The sequence below is a fragment of the Ruminococcus sp. OM04-4AA genome (assembly GCF_003462585.1).
Lineage (GTDB): Bacteria > Bacillota > Clostridia > Lachnospirales > Lachnospiraceae > Mediterraneibacter > Mediterraneibacter faecis.
Genome location: NZ_QTZH01000005.1, coordinates 1 through 20006 on the forward strand (window position 1 = coordinate 1; position 20006 = coordinate 20006).

General features: G+C 40.8%; 22 protein-coding genes, 1 other RNA gene and 1 pseudogene. 19 read left to right on the forward strand and 5 right to left on the reverse strand.

What is annotated here, in order from left to right:
• The first annotated feature begins 84 nt into the window (after positions 1-84).
• From DXB52_RS02740 to DXB52_RS02760, 6 genes are all read left to right on the forward strand, one after another.
• Positions 85-1140 carry an IS30 family transposase gene (locus tag DXB52_RS02740; protein WP_118106455.1) on the forward strand — a complete coding sequence of 352 codons (1056 nt, stop codon included), beginning with the start codon at positions 85-87 and terminating at the stop codon, positions 1138-1140.
• Between the two features lie 307 nt (positions 1141-1447).
• Positions 1448-1774, forward strand: a complete 327-nt coding sequence (locus DXB52_RS02745) for a molybdopterin-binding protein (protein ID WP_472519916.1) — start codon at positions 1448-1450, stop codon at positions 1772-1774.
• Positions 1771-1914 (forward strand): hypothetical protein, encoded by a 144-nt coding sequence (locus tag DXB52_RS16515; protein ID WP_318550678.1) that lies wholly within the window; start codon positions 1771-1773, stop codon positions 1912-1914. The genes DXB52_RS02745 and DXB52_RS16515 overlap by 4 nt, the downstream gene beginning before the upstream one ends.
• Before the next feature lie 34 nt (positions 1915-1948).
• Complete coding sequence (gene rnhA / locus DXB52_RS02750) at positions 1949-2422, forward strand: ribonuclease HI (protein ID WP_015529772.1); 474 nt, start codon at positions 1949-1951, stop codon at positions 2420-2422.
• A 108-nt stretch (positions 2423-2530) separates the two neighbouring features.
• An RNA gene (rnpB, locus tag DXB52_RS02755) (RNase P RNA component class A) lies at positions 2531-2884 on the forward strand.
• 113 nt (positions 2885-2997) lie between these two features.
• On the forward strand, positions 2998-4029 hold the full coding sequence (locus tag DXB52_RS02760; protein ID WP_015529773.1) for a 3-deoxy-7-phosphoheptulonate synthase: 1032 nt from the start codon (positions 2998-3000) through the stop codon (positions 4027-4029).
• Positions 4030-4132: 103 nt separating this feature from the next.
• Here the strand turns inward: DXB52_RS02760 and DXB52_RS02765 are convergent, their stop codons facing one another.
• Genes DXB52_RS02765 through DXB52_RS02775 form a run of 3 tightly spaced genes read right to left on the reverse strand, consistent with a single transcriptional unit; the run spans position 4133 to position 6096 of the window.
• Positions 4133-4573, reverse strand: a complete 441-nt coding sequence (locus DXB52_RS02765; RefSeq protein ID WP_015529774.1) for an aspartate carbamoyltransferase regulatory subunit — start codon at positions 4571-4573, stop codon at positions 4133-4135.
• A 36-nt stretch (positions 4574-4609) separates the two neighbouring features.
• Positions 4610-5530 carry an aspartate carbamoyltransferase gene (gene pyrB, locus DXB52_RS02770; protein WP_020435641.1) on the reverse strand — a complete coding sequence of 307 codons (921 nt, stop codon included), beginning with the start codon at positions 5528-5530 and terminating at the stop codon, positions 4610-4612.
• A 29-nt stretch (positions 5531-5559) separates the two neighbouring features.
• The gene (locus DXB52_RS02775) at positions 5560-6096 is read right to left on the reverse strand and encodes a nitroreductase family protein (protein ID WP_055156642.1); all 537 of its coding nucleotides are present in this window, start codon (positions 6094-6096) and stop codon (positions 5560-5562) included.
• A gap of 254 nt (positions 6097-6350) precedes the next feature.
• Here DXB52_RS02775 and pheA point away from each other — a divergent pair, with 254 nt between their 5' ends.
• The 3 genes from pheA (at position 6351) to DXB52_RS02790 (ending at position 9761) form a co-directional block, all read left to right on the forward strand.
• Positions 6351-7493 carry a prephenate dehydratase gene (pheA, locus tag DXB52_RS02780; protein ID WP_015529777.1) on the forward strand — a complete coding sequence of 381 codons (1143 nt, stop codon included), beginning with the start codon at positions 6351-6353 and terminating at the stop codon, positions 7491-7493.
• Between the two features lie 84 nt (positions 7494-7577).
• Positions 7578-8870 (forward strand): ATP-binding protein, encoded by a 1293-nt coding sequence (locus DXB52_RS02785; protein WP_118106457.1) that lies wholly within the window; start codon positions 7578-7580, stop codon positions 8868-8870.
• A gap of 6 nt (positions 8871-8876) precedes the next feature.
• Positions 8877-9761, forward strand: coding sequence for a DUF6612 family protein (locus DXB52_RS02790; RefSeq protein WP_118106459.1), 885 nt, complete (start codon positions 8877-8879; stop codon positions 9759-9761).
• Between the two features lie 129 nt (positions 9762-9890).
• Here DXB52_RS02790 and DXB52_RS16520 read toward each other — a convergent pair whose 3' ends face one another.
• Together DXB52_RS16520 and DXB52_RS02795 are read right to left on the reverse strand one after the other, a co-directional pair.
• On the reverse strand, positions 9891-10406 hold the full coding sequence (locus tag DXB52_RS16520; protein WP_472519917.1) for an NFACT RNA binding domain-containing protein: 516 nt from the start codon (positions 10404-10406) through the stop codon (positions 9891-9893).
• A 49-nt stretch (positions 10407-10455) separates the two neighbouring features.
• Positions 10456-11625, reverse strand: a complete 1170-nt coding sequence (locus tag DXB52_RS02795) for an Rqc2 family fibronectin-binding protein (protein ID WP_472519918.1) — start codon at positions 11623-11625, stop codon at positions 10456-10458.
• A gap of 207 nt (positions 11626-11832) precedes the next feature.
• Here DXB52_RS02795 and DXB52_RS02800 point away from each other — a divergent pair, with 207 nt between their 5' ends.
• The 10 genes and pseudogenes from DXB52_RS02800 to DXB52_RS02845 all read left to right on the forward strand — a co-directional run bounded on the left by DXB52_RS02800 (position 11833) and on the right by DXB52_RS02845 (position 19985).
• On the forward strand, positions 11833-12711 hold the full coding sequence (locus DXB52_RS02800; RefSeq protein WP_117861393.1) for a YicC/YloC family endoribonuclease: 879 nt from the start codon (positions 11833-11835) through the stop codon (positions 12709-12711).
• 19 nt (positions 12712-12730) lie between these two features.
• Positions 12731-13366 (forward strand): guanylate kinase, encoded by a 636-nt coding sequence (gmk, locus tag DXB52_RS02805; protein WP_015529781.1) that lies wholly within the window; start codon positions 12731-12733, stop codon positions 13364-13366.
• Between the two features lies 1 nt (position 13367).
• On the forward strand, positions 13368-13613 hold the full coding sequence (gene rpoZ / locus DXB52_RS02810) for a DNA-directed RNA polymerase subunit omega (protein WP_020435635.1): 246 nt from the start codon (positions 13368-13370) through the stop codon (positions 13611-13613).
• A 158-nt stretch (positions 13614-13771) separates the two neighbouring features.
• Positions 13772-15094, forward strand: coding sequence for a 30S ribosomal protein S12 methylthiotransferase RimO (gene rimO / locus DXB52_RS02815; protein ID WP_055156636.1), 1323 nt, complete (start codon positions 13772-13774; stop codon positions 15092-15094).
• 1 nt (position 15095) lies between these two features.
• Entirely contained in the window at positions 15096-15638 is a 543-nt protein-coding gene (gene pgsA, locus DXB52_RS02820) for a CDP-diacylglycerol--glycerol-3-phosphate 3-phosphatidyltransferase (RefSeq protein WP_118106461.1), read from the forward strand.
• Positions 15639-15641: 3 nt separating this feature from the next.
• A complete protein-coding gene (locus DXB52_RS02825) occupies positions 15642-16169 on the forward strand; it encodes a CinA family protein (RefSeq protein WP_118106463.1) in 528 nt (175 codons plus the stop codon).
• Between the two features lie 327 nt (positions 16170-16496).
• Positions 16497-17188: pseudogene (locus DXB52_RS02830) on the forward strand (iron-sulfur cluster assembly scaffold protein).
• Positions 17189-17202: 14 nt separating this feature from the next.
• Positions 17203-18213 carry a GGGtGRT protein gene (locus tag DXB52_RS02835; protein WP_020435632.1) on the forward strand — a complete coding sequence of 337 codons (1011 nt, stop codon included), beginning with the start codon at positions 17203-17205 and terminating at the stop codon, positions 18211-18213.
• Between the two features lie 193 nt (positions 18214-18406).
• Positions 18407-18943, forward strand: coding sequence for a Uma2 family endonuclease (locus DXB52_RS02840; protein ID WP_118106465.1), 537 nt, complete (start codon positions 18407-18409; stop codon positions 18941-18943).
• Positions 18944-18962: 19 nt separating this feature from the next.
• A complete protein-coding gene (locus tag DXB52_RS02845) occupies positions 18963-19985 on the forward strand; it encodes a LacI family DNA-binding transcriptional regulator (RefSeq protein WP_118106467.1) in 1023 nt (340 codons plus the stop codon).
• The last annotated feature ends 21 nt before the right edge of the window (positions 19986-20006 follow it).

The following is a 20006-nucleotide window of genomic DNA, read 5'->3' on the forward strand; positions in this document are numbered from 1 at the left end:
TGAAATGAAAGTATTACATAGTATTTTGTATACATGTATTCTTGTAGAAAAATGATTTTCATATAAAGGTTGGTTTGATATCACATGAAAAAATATAAACATATAACAAATTATGACCGTATACAGATTGAGGCTCTGATGAGAGCAGGACATAGCATTCGAGAAATAGCAGAGCAATTAGATAAGAACTATTCAACAATTTGGAGGGAATTACAAAAGGGGAAGTATGTACATAGAGATACCAATTGGATAGAAGAAGAACGTTACAGTTCTGATCTTGCACAAGAGATATGCGATAAAAATAAACTTGCCCATGGTAAGGGGTTGAAACTTGGAAAAGATTATAAATTTGTTGAATATATTGAACAGAAAATCTTGGAAGAAAAGAAATCTCTGCAGGTGGCTTTATATGATATCCGTCGTGAAAACTTGACTTTTGATACAGATGTGTGTCTGAGTACGCTGTATAATTATGTTCGATCGGGCATGTTCTACAATATAACAATGGCTGATATGCCAATGCCAAGAAGAAAGAAAAGAAAAAATCATAAGATAAAAAAGCAAAAACGGGCAAGTGTTGGAACGAGTATAGATCAACGTCCAGAAGAGATAAATAATAGGGAGACAATCGGACACTGGGAAATGGATAGTGTTGTAGGTCCTCAAGGAAAATCAAAAAAGACTTTCCTGGTTCTTACTGAAAGGAAAAGTCTGAAGGAAATTGTTGAGCCGTTAAAAGATCATACTTCAAATGAGGTGGTTCGTGCGTTGGATCGGTTGGAACGTGAGATGGGAGAGAAAAAGTTCAGAGAAACATTTAAGTCAATAACTGTGGATAATGGGGTGGAATTTAGTGATTTTGATGGGATAGAACGCTCAAGAAGAAATAAAAAGAAAAGAACTACAGTATATTATTGTCATGCATATCGTTCCTGTGAACGTGCCAGAAACGAAAATCAGAATCGTTTTATAAGACGCTTCTACCCGAAAGGAGTCAACTTTGACCATATAACCAGAAAAGAAGTGAAAGAAATCGAAACATGGATGAATGACTATGCCAGAAAAATGTTTGATGGAAAGACTGCAGGAGAAGTCTATAAAGCCTTTCGAGAAGAAAAAATGGAGGTTAGAATGGCATAAGATGAGAAACTGAATATTAGAAAGAGCCTTTAAACGAGCTGAAGTTTAAAGGCTTAGTTGACGTTGCAACAACTATGTAATTCAATACATTTTGAGATCTGGCACAGTAGAAAATCTGCATGATTTTAAAGGAAAATTGGATAAAATTAAAGAATTGAAAATTTTTTAAAAAATATATGCAGTAACACTTGACAAATGCGGTGCCGAGGCACATTCTTTGTTCTAGTTGCACAAAAGTTTATTGTTCTGTATAATGAGAAAGTACGAGTGGAGATCATAGTAGAATTAAGAAAGGGGCAGACAGAAGATGAGAGCGGTTATTTTATCATTAGATACAGGGGCATATAAAGCAAAAGCAGATGTGGCAGCGGCAGCATCACTCAAAAGAATGCTGGAGCAGGTTGGGATTGAAGTCCGGGCAGCAAAAGCATTTCCAGAGGATAAAGAAATGTTGAAAACAGTGCTCTGTAAGCTGGCAGATGCGGGAATGGCTGAACTGGTTCTGACAACCGGAGCAGTTGGATTCCTGGAGAAGCATTGTGCGCCGGATGCTGTGAGGGAGACAGCAGACCGTCTGCTTCCAGGTATTCCGGAAGCACTCAGGCTTATAATCTTCGTCATACAAAGAAAGTGATTCTGGATCGTTCAGAGGCTGGAATCAGAAAGAAGACATTGATGATCAATCTGCCGGAGAGTGCCAAGATGGCAAAGGAAGATCTGGAATATATACTTCCAGAAGTGGTACAGGTGGTAGATACTTTTTCATTAAGATAAAAACAGAAGGATGGAATAACAGGAGAGATTGAAAATGCTGGTAAAAATATATACAGATGGTGCAGCGCGCGGAAACCCGGACGGACCGGGCGGATATGGAACAGTGCTTGAGTATGTCGACACGAAGGGACAGCTTCATAAGAAGGAATTGTCCCAGGGATATGAGAAGACAACGAATAACAGAATGGAGCTAATGGCTGTAATTGCAGGTCTGGAGGCTTTAAACCGTTCCTGTGAAGTAGAAGTCTATTCGGATTCACAATATGTTGTAAATGCGTTTAACCAGCACTGGGTAGACGGCTGGATCAAGAAGGGATGGAAACGCGGGAAGAATGAACCGGTGAAGAATGTAGACCTTTGGAAACGTCTGTTAGAAGCAAAGCAGAAACATAGCGTAACATTTCACTGGGTAAAGGGGCATGATGGACATCCGCAGAATGAAAGATGCGATGAGCTTGCGACAACTGCAGCAGATGGAACAAATCTTATCGTAGATGAAGGGCTGTAAGAATTCGAAAATGATGAGTGAACAGTAACTTGATTAATAAAAATCAAGAAGAAAATCTTGAAAACAGTGGACAACAGAGAGATTTCTTAGTATAATTGAAAACTGTGTTGAGTAAGACAGACAATCGCGGCTGCAAGTGCCGAAAGGCCGCAGGTGAGGAAAGTCCGGGCTTCATAGGGCAGGATGCCGGATAACGTCCGGTGGAGGTGACTCCCAGGCCAGTGCAACAGAAATAAACCGCCTGTGCATTTTGTGCAGGTAAGGGTGGAAAGGCAGTGTAAGAGACTACCGCCTTGCTGGTAACAGGAAGGGCACATGTAAACCCCATCCGAAGCAAGACCGAATATAAGCAATGTGGCTGCCCGTCACGCTTAAGGTGGGTCGCTTGAGCGCAGCGGTAACGCGGCGCCTAGATAGATGATTGTTCAACGACATAACCCGGCTTATCGTTTTGCTCAATCAATGGAGGGAGTTTCTGTTTAGAAACTCCTTTTGTATTTTAGTTATTAATAATGCGGAAGAAGTCATTTGAGATAGATTCTTTTGCAAGAGACAGACAACGGAGGAATTAAGACATGGGAATGAAAATTAATGCAGAATTACCATTACCTGCAAACCTGAAGGCGGAATACCCGCTTCCGAAAGAACTGGCAGAGATCAAGAAGAAACGTGATGCGGAGATTCGGGAGATTTTTGAAGGAAAATCCGATAAATTTGTTGTTATCGTGGGACCATGTTCCGCAGACAATGAAGATTCTGTGTGCGACTATGTGAATCGTCTTGCAAAAGTGAACGAGAAGGTATCAGACCGTCTGATGATCATTCCTCGTATTTATACAAACAAACCACGTACAACAGGAGAAGGATATAAGGGAATGCTCCATCAGCCGGATCCGGATCAGGCTCCAAACCTTCTTGAGGGTATCATTGCAATCCGCAGAATGCATATCCGCGCGATCAAAGAGACAGGACTGACATCCGCAGACGAGATGCTTTATCCGGAGAACAGAAGCTATCTTGACGATATCCTTTCTTATGAGGCAATCGGTGCCCGTTCGGTAGAGAACCAGCAGCACCGTCTGACAGCCAGTGGAATGGACATTCCGGTTGGTATGAAGAACCCGACCAGTGGAGACTTTTCAGTTATGATGAACTCCGTAATTGCTGCTCAGAACTCTCATAACTTCATTTACAGAGGAATGGATGTTACAACAGAAGGAAATGATCTTGCACATGTAATTCTTCGTGGTGGTGTTGACAAATATGGAACCTGTATTCCGAACTACCATTATGAGGATCTTGTCCGTTTGGTAGATGTTTATGCGAAGAAAGACCTGAAAAACCCGGCAGCGATCATTGATGCGAACCATTCCAACTCCAATAAGCAGTTCAAAGAACAAATTCGTATTGTCAGCGAAATTCTTCACAGCAGAAGATACAATGATGATGTGAAGAAGATGGTCAAGGGAGTTATGATCGAGAGTTACATTGAAGAAGGAAATCAGAAGATCTGCGATCATATGACTTACGGAAAATCTATTACAGATCCATGTCTGGGATGGGAAGATACAGAGAAGCTGATTTACAAAATTGCAGAAGAGTGTTAAATTTATAAGAGCCAGGATAGATACCACATATGGTAACTGTTCTGGCTCTTATATTAGATGTGGGAGTCAATCCCACATCTGATATAGATAGATAAACGATGGATTATCTGCGGCTATATTTTTCCTCGCAGTACTGGCATCTGTATACCTGATTCTCTTCATCAGTCAGTACAAATACATGATCAAGTCCCTGCTCGATTGATGTGATACATCTTGGGTTCTTGCAGCGGATCACATTTTTGATCTTCTTAGGAAGAGTCAGAGGTTTCTTGGAGATGATCTCTCCGTTTTCAATAATATTTACAGTAATGTTGTGATCGATGAATCCGAGAATATCAAGATCCATGAAATCGATCGGGCATTCAATCTTCATGATATCTTTTTTGCCCATTTTATTACTTTTTGCATTTTTGATGATGGCAACACAGCAGTCTAATTTATCCAGGTGAAGGTATTTATAAATCTCCATGCTTTTGCCGGCTTCAATGTGGTCAAGAACGAATCCTTCAGAGATGCGTCCTACAGTTAATGTATTTTCTAACATTTTGTTACCCCTTTCGTACTATGAAATATGATTATATTAGTCAACGTGAATATCCAAAAGTGTAAGGATCAGAGCCATACGCACATATACTCCGTACTGAACCTGACGGAAATAAGCAGCACGTGGATCGTCATCAACGTCAACAGAGATTTCATTTACACGCGGAAGCGGATGAAGAATATACATATCTTCCGGAGCGAGTTTCATTTTCTCCTTGTCGAGAATGTAGAAGTCTTTCATACGTACATAGTCCTCTTCGTTGAAGAAACGTTCTTTCTGAACACGTGTCATGTACAGAATATCAAGTTTTGGCATTGCTTCTTCCAGACGTACAACTTCTTCGTAAGGAATGTTCATCTTGTCAAGTACATCATGACGGATGTATTCCGGAAGTCTTAATTCTTCTGGAGAGATCAGCACAAAACGGATGCCTGTGTATCTCACGAGTGCTGTGATCAGTGAGTGAACAGTACGACCGAATTTTAAGTCACCACACAGACCGATTGTCATGTTGTCAAGTCTTCCTTTTACGTTAAGGATTGTGAGAAGGTCTGTCAGTGTCTGTGTCGGGTGCTGGTGTCCACCGTCTCCTGCGTTGATCACCGGAATTTTAGAATGCTGGCAGGCAACCATCGGAGCACCTTCTTTTGGGTGTCTCATTGCACAGATATCTGCGTAGCAGGAGATTGTACGGATTGTATCAGATACACTTTCTCCTTTTGAAGCAGAACTGGAGCTTGCGGAAGAGAATCCCATAACGCTTCCTCCAAGGTTCAGCATTGCGGCTTCATGGCTTAAACGTGTACGAGTACTTGGCTCATAGAATAAAGTCGCAAGTTTCTTTCCGTCGCAGGCATGTGCGTATTTGTCAGGATGTGCCTCAATATCCTGCGCAAGTTTCAACAGTTCGTCCAGTTCTTCCACTGAGAAGTCCAGTGGGCTCATTAAATGTCTCATAAGTAACCTCCTTGTGTGATTGAATCACATTATTTATATTCTAGTAGATCAGTAACGGCTTTTCTCTTAGGTGCTTGCGGATCATCATCCGGCCAGCCGACTGCAATCAGAGCTGCCAGTTCCCTCTCTGGCGGAATCTCTAAAAGTTCTGTAATTTTTTCTTCATCAAAGATGCCCATGATCACAGTACCAAGTCCCTGTTCTTTTGCAGCAAGACAGAAAGACTGGCAGGCAACACCAACGTCAAACATCTGCCATCTGTCCCCCTTTTTTGTGCTGTAGGATCCGTCACGTTCAAAACCGGATCTGCTTTTGATAAAAGTAACAGCAACCAGCATAGGAATTTGACGGATAATATTAGAATTGTAAACAGGGGTATAATCATCAGCGATCTTTTTGAGAATAGAGGGGTCTTCAATTGCAATATAACGAGTGATCTGTGTGTTTTTCCAAGACGGAGAATAGGAAGCAATAGAAATAATAGAATCAATAATAGAATGATCAATATGATCAGGTTTATATTTTCTTATGCTTCTGCGCATCTTGATACAATCAGAAACGTTCATTTGTATACCTCCCAATGTTTTTTCGAGACGCTTGAATCAGATAAAACCGATTGTTCTCGTATTCCATACTATGATATACTAAAACGAGAAGATTTTCAACAGGAAAATAAACTTTTTTCAAAGGATAGATTTTGTGGAAAAAATGTATTATACTTGGTACTGTTCATGCAGTGTTTTTACTATATTAATTGTGTTACAAATCAGTATAAAAGAGATGCAGTATGGATGGAGTTTTTTAGTAAGGAGAAGTTAGGATGGCAACACTTGAAGAACTGAGAGTAGAGCTCGACAAGATAGATAACCAGATGGTAGAACTTTATCAGAAGAGAATGAATGTCTGCCGTGAAGTTGGAGATTATAAGGTGAAAGCCGGACGTAAAGTGTATGACCGGCAGCGGGAGCAGGAGAAACTTGCAGATGTGGCATCAAAGGTTGACAATGATTTTGATAAGAACGGAGTTCGTGAATTATATACGCAGCTGATGTCTATGAGCAGAAAACTGCAGTATCAGAAGCTCGTAGAAGCAGGAGCACTTGGAAGGCTTCCTTTTATTCAGATTGATTCTCTTGAGAAGGATACTGCCAGAGTTGTGTTCCAGGGAACAGAAGGTGCTTACGGAGAAGCAGCAATGCATCAGTTCTTTGGAGAAGATGTGAATTGCTTTCATGTAAGAACATTCCGTGATGCAATGACTGCGATTGAAGAAGGTGCTGCGGATTATGCGGTTCTTCCGATTGAAAATTCATCTGCAGGTCCGGTGAACGAGATGTATGATCTTCTGGATGAATTTGAGAATTATATTGTTGCTGAGACGATCCTTCCGGTAGTGCATACTTTGTCAGGACTTCCGGGAACAACACTTACAGATATCAAACGTGTTTATTCGAAAGCAGAAGCCCTTATGCAGACGACTGGGTTTTTGAATGACCATGCAGACTGGCAGCAGATCAGTGTAGTCAATACGGCAATCGCTGCGCAGAAAGTAGTAAAAGATGGCGATAAGGCACAGGCAGCTGTATGTAGTGCCTATGCGGCGAAGATTCATGGGTTGGAAGTTCTTGCAGATAATATAAATGACGAGCCGGATAACTGTACACGCTTTATCGTGGTGACAAATCAGAAGGTTTATCTGAAGCATGCGTCAAAGATCAGTATTGAATTCGAACTTCCGCATCAGAGTGGGGCTCAGAGTGGTTCTCTTTATGATCTTCTGTCACATTTTGTATACAATAATATAAATATGACAAAGATTGAATCAAGACCTGTGAAAGGAAAACAGTGGGAATATCGTTTCTTTGTAGATTTTGATGGAAGTCTGGAGGATGCAGCAGTGAAGAATGCATTGCGTGGACTGAGAGAAGAAGCAACGAATTTGAGAATTCTTGGAAATTACTAGATATTAGAATAGATAGAAAAACAGAATACAGAGCAGGTGGAGCGAAAGCTCCGGAGGGATTTACTGGAAAAGAGGTTATTTAGAATGCGTACAAACGAACTGATGCTGTATAAAAACATGGAATATGGGGAGATTTTAAAGGATATCACATTTCTGATCGATAATTATGAAAGTGAATTTTATAACAAAGAAGATTTAAGAGGACTTCTTTTTGATTGTATCAATGAACTTTTGGAATTATCAGTAAGCCACGGCTTTGAAGGAAATCTGTGGCATACTTATCTGACATTTCTTCTTGCAAGTGATGAGAATGCATACAGCACTTCCTGTGAGATTGTAGGAGAGATTGAAGGTAGTCTGAATGAGATAGCACTTCATGATTTTGCTATTTTTAAGGAAATGTTTGACTATGATTTTGAGGAACTGGAAAAGAGTTTGGACGCTGACTGCCTGAAGATCATCATGGATTATAAGAGTGGTAACAGTGGCGGTAAAGTGTTCAACCGTCGTGTCAGGGACAGAATCTGTGATCTCAGCCGTGCCCTTGCCGCGACGCAGAATGTGGATCATTTCAAGCGTACACTGACACAGTTTTATAAGGAATTTGGAGTTGGTAAACTTGGACTTCACAAGGCATTTCGTGTGGAACATCCGGAGAATTCTGATGTGGAGATCATTCCGATCACAAACATTGCTCATGTACATCTTGATGATCTTGTAGGTTATGAAGATGCAAAGAAAAAGCTGGTTGACAACACGAAAGCATTTGTAGAAGGAAAGAAAGCAAATAACTGTCTGATGTTCGGAGATGCCGGAACAGGAAAATCTTCCTCGATCAAGGCTATTTTAAATCAGTATTATAACCAGGGACTTCGCATGATTGAGGTGTATAAACACCAGTTCCAGGATCTGAATGATGTAATCGCTCAGATTAAGAATAGAAATTATAAATTCATTATTTATATGGATGATCTTTCTTTTGAAGAATTTGAAATTGAATACAAATATTTGAAAGCAGTGATCGAAGGTGGTCTGGAGAAGAAACCGAAGAATGTGTTGATCTATGCGACATCAAACCGCCGTCATCTGATCCGTGAGACATTCCGCGATAAGCAGGACAGAGATGAAGATATGCATACAAATGATACAGTACAGGAGAAGCTGTCATTGGTTGCAAGATTTGGCGTTACGATTTATTTCGGTTCACCGGATAAGAAGGCATTCCAGGAGATCGTACGTGTGCTTGCGAAAAAGAATGGAATCAATATGCCGGAAGAGCAGCTGCTTCTTGAGGCGAATGCATGGGAACTGTCTCATGGCGGTTTGTCTGGAAGAACAGCACAGCAGTTTATTGATTATCTGGCAGGACGGGAGTAATGCATTGTGTGGAAGGCTTTTAGAGTCAAACAGAGCTTGAAAAATAAAATAACAGAAGAGAGAAACAAGAGTGGATATTACAAGAAGCTGTTATCTATACAGTTACTGATAGCATCCGTTATAGTTATGCTGTTTTGTTCCGGATGTGCCGGGAAGATGAATGCAAAGAAGATTTTTCGTCAGTCTTCAGAAAATATGCAGAAAGTAACTTCTTCAGCAAACCATGTGGAGCTGGCAATTCAGATGTCTGATATTTTAGATCTGATGGAAGTAAACATGGAGATGGATCTGGAGAACACGACAGAGCCTCCGGCCGGTTATGCGAAAGGAACTGCCAGGGTGACGATCAAAGATTCTGAGGTATCTGCAGATCTGGAACTTTATCAGGTGGAGGAAGACGGAAAACAAGTGACATATAGTGGCACGAATGGATCCTGGAAGAAAGAGAGTGCAGAAGGAAGCAACGAGAATCACCTTGGTATTGACGGAAATATTTTCGCGCAGGAGGGGAAAGCGCTTGAGTCTTTCCACCTATCCGAGCAGGAGACAACAGTAAATGGCAAGGCATGTTATCAGTTGTATGGCGATGTAACAGGAACGGAGCTTATGGGTCTTCTTGGCAAAGAGATGGTAGAAGCATATCATCTGGTGAAACTCCCGGAGGAGGATGCAATCCGTAATTTGAAAATCCCTGTTATTTTTGACATTTACAAAGAAGAACTGCTTCCGGCGAAGATCGTTGTAGACATGAGTGATGTAATGGGAGATTTATATAAGTCTTACGGAGAGACTACGAAAGTAAATCTTTATTCGATCGTGCTTCAGTTTACGGACTATAACAAGGTGGATGAAATCCATGTTCCGGATGAAATAAAGAATTCTGCGAAATAAAAGAAACGTTGTCAGAAATTCTATGGTTGATGGTATATAAAAAGAAGGAAGCTTCAGACCGGGCACATGCCGCTGAAGTCTTCCTTCTTTTTGTTATTACCACTTATTTCATATTATACAGGTTTCATATTACTCAAGTTCTTCTATATTGCTGATATCGCTGTCAATCACCATGGAGTAATTTGTATAATAGACGACAAATCCAGGCTTCCCACCATTTGGTTTTTTGACCTGTTTTTTCTCCACGTAGTCAATCTCAACTTTATCGGAACCACGCATGCTGGAATAATAAGCTGCAAGTCTGGCTGCTTCTTCGAATGTACGGTCCGGAAGTTCATCCCCATGTGTTTTGACAATGACATGGGATCCCGGAGCTTGTTTTGCATGGAACCACCAGTCATTTCCGACTGCAAAGTGGAACGTCAGTTCTTCATTCTGAAGATTGTTCTTTCCGACATACATATGATAACCGTCACTGGAAATGTAATGGAGTGGTTTGTTTTTGAGCTTGACTTTTTTCTTTGTGTATTTTCTGCGGATATAACCGGAGTTTGTGAGCTCTTCTTTGATTTCGGCAAGATCATCTTCTGTCAGTGCAATATCAAGTGCCGTCTGAATGGATTCCAGATAAGTGATCTCGTCCAATGTCTCTTTGCAAAGAACAGAAAGTGCTTCAAAAGTACGTTTTTGCTTGTTATATTTGCAAATAACGCTGGGAGTTCTCCTGTGGTGTTTTTAATGGATCCATCGGAATGGATACCATTTCATTGGTGTAATAGTTCAGACATTCAAGAGTCTTTGCACCTTCTTCCAGATTGTATCCATAAGTGTTGATCAATTCGCCGTACACTTTAAATTTTTCACGATTTTCTGTGTCTTTCAGCTGACGCAGCTGCAAGTCATATTTTTTTCGGTTTCGTTCTAATGCAGTCTGAACTACGTGACGCAGATCAACCGATTTTTGTCGGATGCGGGTAATGAGACTGCGTGTCGAATAATAAGTCTCAAGTACTTCGGAAACAGAATCATATTCTACCCTTGTATAGTTGACAAAATGACTCAGTGGAAGAGCAGAGAATTCTTTTGGCTCTTTTCCATCGAAATAAATACCGGGTGAAAAGGTATCTTCTTTGATCGCGGATAAATAAATCTCAAACTGTGTATATAGATGAAGTAAAATATCAGCAGAATACTCCTGGGCCGGGACAGAAGAATCCATTCCTGCAAGGGAGCAGATTTCCTCCGCAGTTACAGGACTGATTCCGGTAAAACTTGTATAAATTGCTTTGGCAAGTGGCATTGGTTTACCTGTCAAATGTGCTGCAAATTCTTCAGAAGTTACGGTGAGTGGATCTACTTTCTGCATGGTGTCCGGAATGAAATACTCTCTTCCCGGAAGAACTTCCCGGACAGAACTCATCTGTGCAGATACATGTTTGATACTGTCAATGATCTTACCCTGATCGTTACAGAAAATGATATTGCTGTGCTTTCCCATAATTTCAACGATCAGGTCTTTCCGGCAAAGGTCACCAAGTTCGTCGAGATGTTCAATCGTAAAATGAATGATACGCTCAAGTCCCGGCTGCCAGATATCAACAATGCGGCCGCCGCTGATATGTTTACGGAGAAGCATACAGAAGTTTGGGGCAGTCATCGGACTTGGCTTATTCTTCGAGGTCAGATAGACCAGCGGAAGAGAAGCATCCGCCGAAATCGACAGACGATACTGACCTTCCGTTGATTTGACTGTCAGAAGAAGCTCATCCGCTTCCGGTTGTGCAATCTTTGAAATTCTTCCGTTTAATAATTTATGTTTTAATTCGCTGGCGAGACTCGCTACAACGATTCCATCAAAAGCCATAGTTGTTTCCTCCTGAATAAAAGGTTTGTTTGTTATTGTTCACTCCCGTGTCAATCAGCGGAGTGATTGACACGGGAGTGAACAGTAACGTTTGTTTTCATGTTTTTTTATTGTAACATAAATCGAATCTTTATAAAAGACTTGTTGACCATTTACAAACATTTGATGTATAATAGATTAGATTATAGTAAACAGAGGATGAAGACAATGATCAAAAGTATGACAGGCTTTGGCAGATGTGAGATTCAGCAGGATTCCAAGAAGTTTACCGTTGAGTTAAAGAGTGTAAACCACCGTTATCTTGATGTGAACATCAGAATGCCGAAGAAACTTAATTTTTTTGAAACATCCATCCGGGCACTTCTGAAGTCTTATGCGAACCGCGGGAAAGTTGATATCTTTATTACATATGAAGATCTGTCACAGGCGCAGAGCTCTGTGAAATATAATCCATTGATCGCGGCAGAATATGTGAAATATTTTAAGCAGATGGAAGAAGAATTCGGGCTGGAAAATGACATCAGCGTATCTGCACTTGCAAGATTTCCGGAAGTTCTTACGATGGAAGAGCAAGTGGAAGATGAAGAGGAGCTTTGGAATGGACTGAAGAAAGCACTGGAAGGGGCTTTTACACAGTTTGTTGAGACGAGAATAACAGAGGGTGAGAACCTGAAGAAAGATATTCTTGCGAAGCTTACATTTCTGGAGCAGGAAGTCTCTGCGGTAGAAGAACGTTCTCCACAGATTGTGGCAGAATACCGACAGAAGCTGGAAGAGAAAGTGGCTGAGTTACTGGCAGATACACAGATGGAAGAAAACCGCCTGGCAGCAGAAGTGATTCTGTATGCAGATAAGATCTGTACAGATGAGGAAGTTGTGCGGTTGAAGAGCCATATTCAGCATATGAGAGCAACATTGGAGGAGAAAGAAGGAATCGGCCGTAAGCTGGATTTCATTGCGCAGGAGATGAATCGCGAAGCAAATACGATTTTATCTAAAGCGAATGATATTGAGGTTTCCAATCATGCGATCAGTCTGAAGACAGAGATTGAGAAGATCAGAGAGCAGATACAGAATATAGAATAGAGTAAAAGAGGGCAGGATCATGAATAAGAAAGGTATTTTGATTGTCGTATCCGGATTCTCAGGAGCCGGAAAAGGTACATTGATGAAAGAATTAATGAGAAAATATCCGGAGAATTATGCTTTATCCATCTCTGCGACAACAAGAGGTCCACGTGACGGGGAAGTAGATGGCAGAGAATATTTCTTCCTTTCCAGGGAGAAATTTGAAAAAATGATTGCCAATAATGAATTGATAGAGTATGCTAAATACGTGGAAAACTATTATGGCACACCGCGTGCATATGTTGAGAAGATGTTGGATGAAGGGAAAGATGTGATTCTTGAGATTGAGATTCAGGGAGCACTGAAAGTGAAAGAAAAGTTCCCGGATACGCTTCTGATGTTTGTGACACCGCCGAATGCCAGAGAACTGAAGTCCCGTCTGGTAGGAAGAGGGACAGAGACGATGGAGGTTATTGAGTCCAGAATGAACCGTGCCTGTGAAGAGGCAGAGGGAATGAGTGCTTATGACTATCTTGTCGTGAATGATGAACTGGATGATTGTGTTGAAGAGATGCATTCTATTATCCAGGGAGAACACCACAGAAGTTCACGCAATGTGAATTTTATGAATGACATAAAAGAAGAATTGGAAGAGTTGAAAGGAGAAAATTAATATGCTGCATCCATCTTATACTGACTTGATGAAAGTAGTTAACAAAGACGTTGAAGAGGGAGATTCTAAGGTTGTAAACAGCCGTTATTCTATCGTAATGGCTACATCTAAGCGTGCAAGACAGCTGATTGCCGGGGAACTTCCGCTTGTACCTGTGAAAGACGGACAGAAGCCGCTTTCCATTGCAATCGAAGAACTGAATGAAGGTGAGCTTAAGATCTTACCTGAGGACACTGACGAAGAGTAGAATCAGAACAGTAACGGAGCAGATGCAGAAAATGCAATCTGCTCTTTTGACGTTGTTGTTGAACGTTTTGTGCATGCATGGAATGTATGAAATGATGCACAGAAGGTGAGATTTATTTATTTTTTTTAGAAAGGATGACCAGGAGGTTTTACTAATATATGAAGATACTTTTTATATCCTTAGGATGTGATAAAAATCTGGTGGATACAGAAGTGATGCTTGGAATGCTTGCTTCAAGAGGTTACGAGATGACGAATGATGAACAGGAGGCTGATATTATTGTGATCAACACCTGTTGTTTTATCCATGATGCGAAAGAAGAAAGCATCCAGAATATTCTTGAGATGGCAGAATATAAGAAGAATGGCAGTGCAAAGGCATTGATCGTTACAGGATGTATGGCAGAGCGTTATCGTCAGGAGATTCTTGATGAGATTCCGGAGGTAGATGAAGTTCTTGGAACAACGGCGTATGATCGCATCCTGGATGCGGTAGATGCGGCACTTGCCGGACAGCATGAAGTTATGACAGCCGACCTTGATGCTCTTCCGTTGCCGGAGACGAAGCGTCTTGTAACAACAGGAGGACATTTTGCATATCTGAAGATTGCAGAAGGATGTGACAAACATTGTACGTACTGCATCATTCCGAAAATCCGTGGAAACTTTAGAAGTGTACCGATGGAACGCCTTCTGAAAGAAGCACAGGATCTGGCAGAGCAGGGCGTAAAAGAATTGATTCTTGTTGCTCAGGAGACAACGCTTTATGGAAAAGATCTTTATGGAGAGAAATCTCTTCCAAAGCTGCTCCGTGAACTTTGCAAGATCAGTGGAATCCGTTGGATCCGTATTTTATATTGTTATCCGGAGGAAATTACAGATGAACTGATCCAGGTAATGAAAGAAGAACCGAAGATCTGTCATTATCTTGATCTCCCAATCCAGCATGCGAATGATACCATCTTGAAGAGAATGGGACGCAGAACTTCAAAACAGGAGCTGATCGACATTGTGCAGAAGCTTCGTAAGGAAATTCCGGATATCTGTCTTAGAACAACACTGATCACAGGCTTTCCGGGAGAGACGCAGGAGCAGCATGAAGAGGTGATGGAATTCATTGACACACTTGAGTTTGATCGTCTTGGAGCATTTACGTATTCTCCGGAGGAAGATACACCGGCAGCCACATTCGAAGATCAGATTGATGAAGAAGTGAAAGAGGATCGTCAGGCAGATATCATGGAACTTCAGCAGGAAATTGCATTCGATAAAGCGGAAGACATGATTGGAAGAGAAGTTCTTGTCATGATCGAAGGTAAAGTCGCAGATGAGAATGCCTACGTTGGAAGAACTTATCGTGATGCACCGAATGTAGACGGCCTGATCTTTATCAATACTGACGTAGAATTGATTTCCGGAGATTTTGCAAAGGTTAAAGTGACCGGAGCATTAGATTATGATTTGATAGGAGAGTTGATGTAGTATGAATTTACCAAACAAATTAACAGTATTACGTGTGATTATGGTTCCGTTTTTTGTTTTCTTTATGTTGACAGATGTAGGCGGAGTAGCGAATAAATGGATCGCGCTTGTACTTTTTATTGTTGCAAGTCTGACAGATATGCTGGATGGTAAGATTGCAAGAAAATACAATCTTGTAACAAATTTTGGAAAGTTTATGGATCCGCTGGCAGATAAACTTCTTGTCTGCTCTGCAATGATCTGTCTGATTCCTTCAGGAAAACTTCCGACAGCAGTTGTTATTGTTATTATTGCAAGAGAGTTTATTATCAGTGGTTTCCGTCTGGTAGCATCTGATAATGGCGTTGTTATCGCAGCAAATTACTGGGGAAAATTCAAGACAGTATCCCAGATGGCAATGATCATTGTTCTGATTGCTGATTTTGGCGGTGTATTCGACATGGTTGGAACAGTACTGATCTGGATTGCCACAGCACTTACTGTGATTTCTCTGGTAGATTATGTGTGGGCAAACAGAGAGGTTCTTACAAAGGGAGGCATGTAAGAGATGTATCTGGAGTGGTTTTTTAAAGAGAAAACTGCAGGTGAGAAAAGTCTGGAAGAAGTTGTAGTAGATCTTCTTGCAGAGCGTAAACTTCATGTGACAACAGCAGAATCCTGTACAGGTGGATTGATTGCAGGAACGTTAGTCAATGTGGCAGGAGCATCGGATGTGCTGAACGAGGGATATGTTACGTATTCGAATGAGGCAAAGGAACGTCTAATTCACGTTTCTCATGAGACACTTGAAACTTACGGTGCCGTGAGTGAACAGACAGCGCATGAGATGGCTGAGGGTGCGGCAAAGGCTGCGAATGCGGATGCGGCACTAAGTGCAACAGGAATTGCAGGGCCTGGAGGTGGAACAGAAGAAAAGCCGGTTGGTCTTGTATATATTGGATGTTATCTGAATGGGAAGACGACAGTGAAAGAGTGTCGTTGGAATGGAAGCCGGATGGAGAATAGACTGGATACTGTGAAAGCAGCATTGGAGATGCTGAAGGAACGTCTGGTGGAAGAGATGCCGGTGGAGTAAGAAAAGATTAAGTTGAAGCAGTAACTGTTTCCAAAAGGATACAGAAGCTGCTTTTCTTATACATAAATTTGTCAAGTGTCATATTTATATAATTCTTTCCCTCAGATGGTGAAAATCTTGTCAAAGTTGTGATTGACGAATGCGACAAATTGTGCGAAAATAAATACATATGGTGCAGGGAGAAAGAGTTTGTGGCAGGTGACAAATCAACTTCTCACCGCGCAGACAGTTCAGTGTTAAAAAATAATGCAGAGCTGTCAGTTTTTGTGCGAAAAAAATAGTGTACCGTATACGAAGAAAATCATACATATTGAAAGGAGTATTAACATGATTTATTCACACGAAGTAGAAATGATGTGTCCGGTAGCCCAGGGCGTAAACCATGGCGCAGCTCCAATTCCAGAAGAAGCTAAATGGGTAAAGGCAAAAGAAATCAAAGATATCTCCGGACTTACACACGGTGTAGGCTGGTGTGCTCCACAGCAGGGTACTTGTAAGCTCACACTGAACGTAAAAGACGGAATCATCCAGGAGGCACTTGTTGAGACAATCGGATGTTCAGGAATGACACATTCCGCAGCTATGGCTTCTGAGATCCTTCCGGGAAGAACACTTCTTGAAGCTCTGAATACAGACCTTGTATGTGATGCTATCAACACAGCTATGAGAGAACTGTTCCTTCAGATTGTTTACGGAAGAACTCAGAGTGCATTCTCAGAGGACGGACTTCCGATAGGAGCAGGACTTGAGGACCTTGGAAAAGGACTTCGTTCACAGTTGGTACAATGTACGGAACACTGAAAAAAGGACCTCGTTATCTTGAGATGACAGATGGTTATGTAACAGGAATCGCACTGAACGAAGATGATGAGATCATCGGATATCAGTTTGTAAACTTCGGTAAGATGATGGACTTCATCAAAGCTGGAGACGAGCCGGCTGTAGCGCTTGAGAAAGCTAAAGGACAGTACGGACGTGTTGACGATGCTGTTAAGATCATTGACCCAAGAAAAGAGTAAGGAGGACTATTTCAATGGCATTATTTGAATCATATGAAAGAAGAGAAAAACAGATTCTTGCAAAACTCGCTGAGTATGGAATCAACTCCATCGAAGAAGCTGCAGAAGTAACTAAAGCAGCTGGTCTTGACGTTTACAAGATGGTTGAAGGAATTCAGCCAATCTGTTTCGAGAACGCTAAGTGGGCTTACACAGTAGGTGCTGCTATCGCAATCAAAAAGGGATGTACAAAGGCAGCTGATGCAGCAGCAGCAATCGGAGAAGGACTTCAGTCTTTCTGTATTCCGGGATCTGTTGCAGATCAGAGAAAAGTTGGTCTTGGACATGGTAACCTTGGAAAAATGCTTCTTGAAGAAGATACAGAGTGCTTCGCATTCCTGGCTGGACACGAGTCATTCGCAGCAGCTGAGGGTGCTATCGGTATCGCTGAGAAAGCAAACAAAGTTCGTAAAAAACCTCTGCGTGTTATCCTGAATGGTCTTGGAAAAGACGCTGCTCAGATTATTGCACGTATCAACGGATTTACATACGTTGAGACAGAACTTGACTATCACACAGGAGAACTGAAAGAAGTATTCCGTAAAGCATACTCTGAAGGACTTCGTGCGAAAGTTAACTGCTACGGAGCTAACGACGTAGTAGAAGGTGTTAAGATCATGTGGAAAGAGAATGTAGACGTATCTATCACAGGTAACTCTACAAACCCTACAAGATTCCAGCACCCAGTAGCAGGAACATATAAGAAAGAGCGTATCGAAGCTGGAAAGAAATACTTCTCAGTTGCTTCAGGTGGTGGTACAGGACGTACACTTCACCCAGACAACATGGCAGCTGGACCGGCTTCTTACGGAATGACAGATACAATGGGACGTATGCACTCTGATGCACAGTTCGCTGGATCTTCATCTGTACCGGCTCACGTTGAGATGATGGGACTTATCGGAGCAGGAAACAACCCGATGGTTGGTATGACTGTTGCTGTAGCAGTTGCTGTTGAGGAAGCTGCAAAGGCTGGTAAATTCTAAGAATTTATTTCTGGATAATGTTTATTTAATATAAAATCAAGGAGTAAAAACAAAATAGTTTTTACTTCTTGATTTTTTTAGTTGATATCTAAATATTTATCATAAGAACTATGTTTATTTGATAGATTTTGTTATACTTAAAAGGAATGAAACTGTTGGATAATATAGCGTTTATAAGAAATGAGGTGTACGTATGGCATTAGTACAGAACCGTATTTTCACAATAGAAGATATTTATAATCTTCCAGAAGGAGAAAGAGCTGAATTAATTGATGGTCAGATTTATATGATGGCACCACCATCTCGACGTCACCAAGAAATAATTGGTTCTCTTTATCGAAAAATTGCAGATTATATTGATATGAAAAGAGGGGCATGCAAAGTATATCTTGCGCCATTTGCGGTATTTTTGAATAACAATAATGTTAATTATGTAGAACCGGATATTTCTATAATATGTGATAAAAATAAACTTGACGATAAAGGATGTAATGGAGCTCCAGATTGGATTATTGAAATCGTGTCTCCTAGCAGTAAAAGAATGGATTATTATATTAAATTGTTTAAATATCGAACTGCTGGAGTAAGAGAATACTGGATTGTTGATCCAATCAGAGAGATGATTCTGGTATATGATTTTGAGAATGATGATTACGAACAGTATTCATTTTCAGAAATAGTTAAAGTTCGAATATACGACGATTTCGAAATTAATTTTACTACAATCTAGAATATACGAGGCATTACACATGAAGATAAAGATGGTAGACATTGCAAGGCATCTTGGTGTTTCCAAAGCAACGGTATCGCTTGCAGTAAATGGAAAACCGGGAGTGAATGAAGAAACCAGAAGGATGGTTTTGGAATGTCTGGAAGAAATGAAGAAGAATAATGGAGTGATTCCGGTAAAAGAGAATATCGTTACAGTGTCTGACCATCCGGTGAATCAGATGATCAAAGTAGTGATTGTTAATCACAACAAAGGTGCTGCGTGTAATTCGGAGACAGATCTCTGGTCAGATGTACTTGCTACATTTGATTCTGAAGCAAGAAGACTTGGATATCTTTATGGAGTGACGTATTTAAATGATGACATTACGCAAACAGAAGCAGTAATTACGGAATGTAATATGGATTTTGTTGCAGGAATTATTCTTTTTGGAACCGAATTAAAAGAAGAAGATCAAAACCTGCTTGAAAGAATCAAAAAACCATTGGTTCTTTATGACTGTGAACTTCCAGATAGTCGGTATAGCAGTGTATGTGCAGACAATAGACAAATGCTAAAAAGTGCTGTGGATTATCTGTACAAGGAAGGTGTATCAGATATTTATTATTTCTGTACAGGGAAAGATAATTATAATTATCGAGTTCGTAAAAAAGCATTTTTAAATACAAAGTCTAACGAAGATACTGCATCTGAAAAACATATTCTTGATCTTGGAGATGAAATTCCAAGGATAACGGAGACTTTGTTAGACTGGTTGAGAAAAAATCCGCTTCCGCAAGGAATTTTATTTGAAAATCAACAGATTTCAATCGGTGCATTGACGGCACTTCGAAAGTATGGAGTGAACATCCCACAGGAAGTGAAAGTTGTCGGATTTGGTATGATTCCTGACTATATATACCAGGATCTAAAGTTGGTACAAATGAGAATATCTGACGCAGAAGGTGTTCTTCTTGCAATGGATTTACTGGATAAAAAGATTCGTCAGTACTCAAGGTCTAAAGTTAAGATATACACAGAAGCAGAAATGATTGTAAGTTAAAATAATCGTAAGATAAAAGAA

Coding starts and splice junctions, on each gene's coding strand:
- DXB52_RS02740 (WP_118106455.1), top strand. CDS start 85: ATGAAAAAATATAAACATATAACAAATTATGACCGTATACAGATTGAG.
- DXB52_RS02745 (WP_472519916.1), top strand. CDS start 1,448: ATGAGAGCGGTTATTTTATCATTAGATACAGGGGCATATAAAGCAAAA.
- rnhA (WP_015529772.1), top strand. CDS start 1,949: ATGCTGGTAAAAATATATACAGATGGTGCAGCGCGCGGAAACCCGGAC.
- DXB52_RS02760 (WP_015529773.1), top strand. CDS start 2,998: ATGGGAATGAAAATTAATGCAGAATTACCATTACCTGCAAACCTGAAG.
- DXB52_RS02765 (WP_015529774.1), bottom strand. CDS start 4,573: ATGTTAGAAAATACATTAACTGTAGGACGCATCTCTGAAGGATTCGTT.
- pyrB (WP_020435641.1), bottom strand. CDS start 5,530: ATGAGACATTTAATGAGCCCACTGGACTTCTCAGTGGAAGAACTGGAC.
- DXB52_RS02775 (WP_055156642.1), bottom strand. CDS start 6,096: ATGAACGTTTCTGATTGTATCAAGATGCGCAGAAGCATAAGAAAATAT.
- pheA (WP_015529777.1), top strand. CDS start 6,351: ATGGCAACACTTGAAGAACTGAGAGTAGAGCTCGACAAGATAGATAAC.
- DXB52_RS02785 (WP_118106457.1), top strand. CDS start 7,578: ATGCGTACAAACGAACTGATGCTGTATAAAAACATGGAATATGGGGAG.
- DXB52_RS02795 (WP_472519918.1), bottom strand. CDS start 11,625: ATGGCTTTTGATGGAATCGTTGTAGCGAGTCTCGCCAGCGAATTAAAA.
- DXB52_RS02800 (WP_117861393.1), top strand. CDS start 11,833: ATGATCAAAAGTATGACAGGCTTTGGCAGATGTGAGATTCAGCAGGAT.
- gmk (WP_015529781.1), top strand. CDS start 12,731: ATGAATAAGAAAGGTATTTTGATTGTCGTATCCGGATTCTCAGGAGCC.
- rpoZ (WP_020435635.1), top strand. CDS start 13,368: ATGCTGCATCCATCTTATACTGACTTGATGAAAGTAGTTAACAAAGAC.
- rimO (WP_055156636.1), top strand. CDS start 13,772: ATGAAGATACTTTTTATATCCTTAGGATGTGATAAAAATCTGGTGGAT.
- pgsA (WP_118106461.1), top strand. CDS start 15,096: ATGAATTTACCAAACAAATTAACAGTATTACGTGTGATTATGGTTCCG.
- DXB52_RS02825 (WP_118106463.1), top strand. CDS start 15,642: ATGTATCTGGAGTGGTTTTTTAAAGAGAAAACTGCAGGTGAGAAAAGT.
- DXB52_RS02835 (WP_020435632.1), top strand. CDS start 17,203: ATGGCATTATTTGAATCATATGAAAGAAGAGAAAAACAGATTCTTGCA.
- DXB52_RS02840 (WP_118106465.1), top strand. CDS start 18,407: ATGGCATTAGTACAGAACCGTATTTTCACAATAGAAGATATTTATAAT.
- DXB52_RS02845 (WP_118106467.1), top strand. CDS start 18,963: ATGAAGATAAAGATGGTAGACATTGCAAGGCATCTTGGTGTTTCCAAA.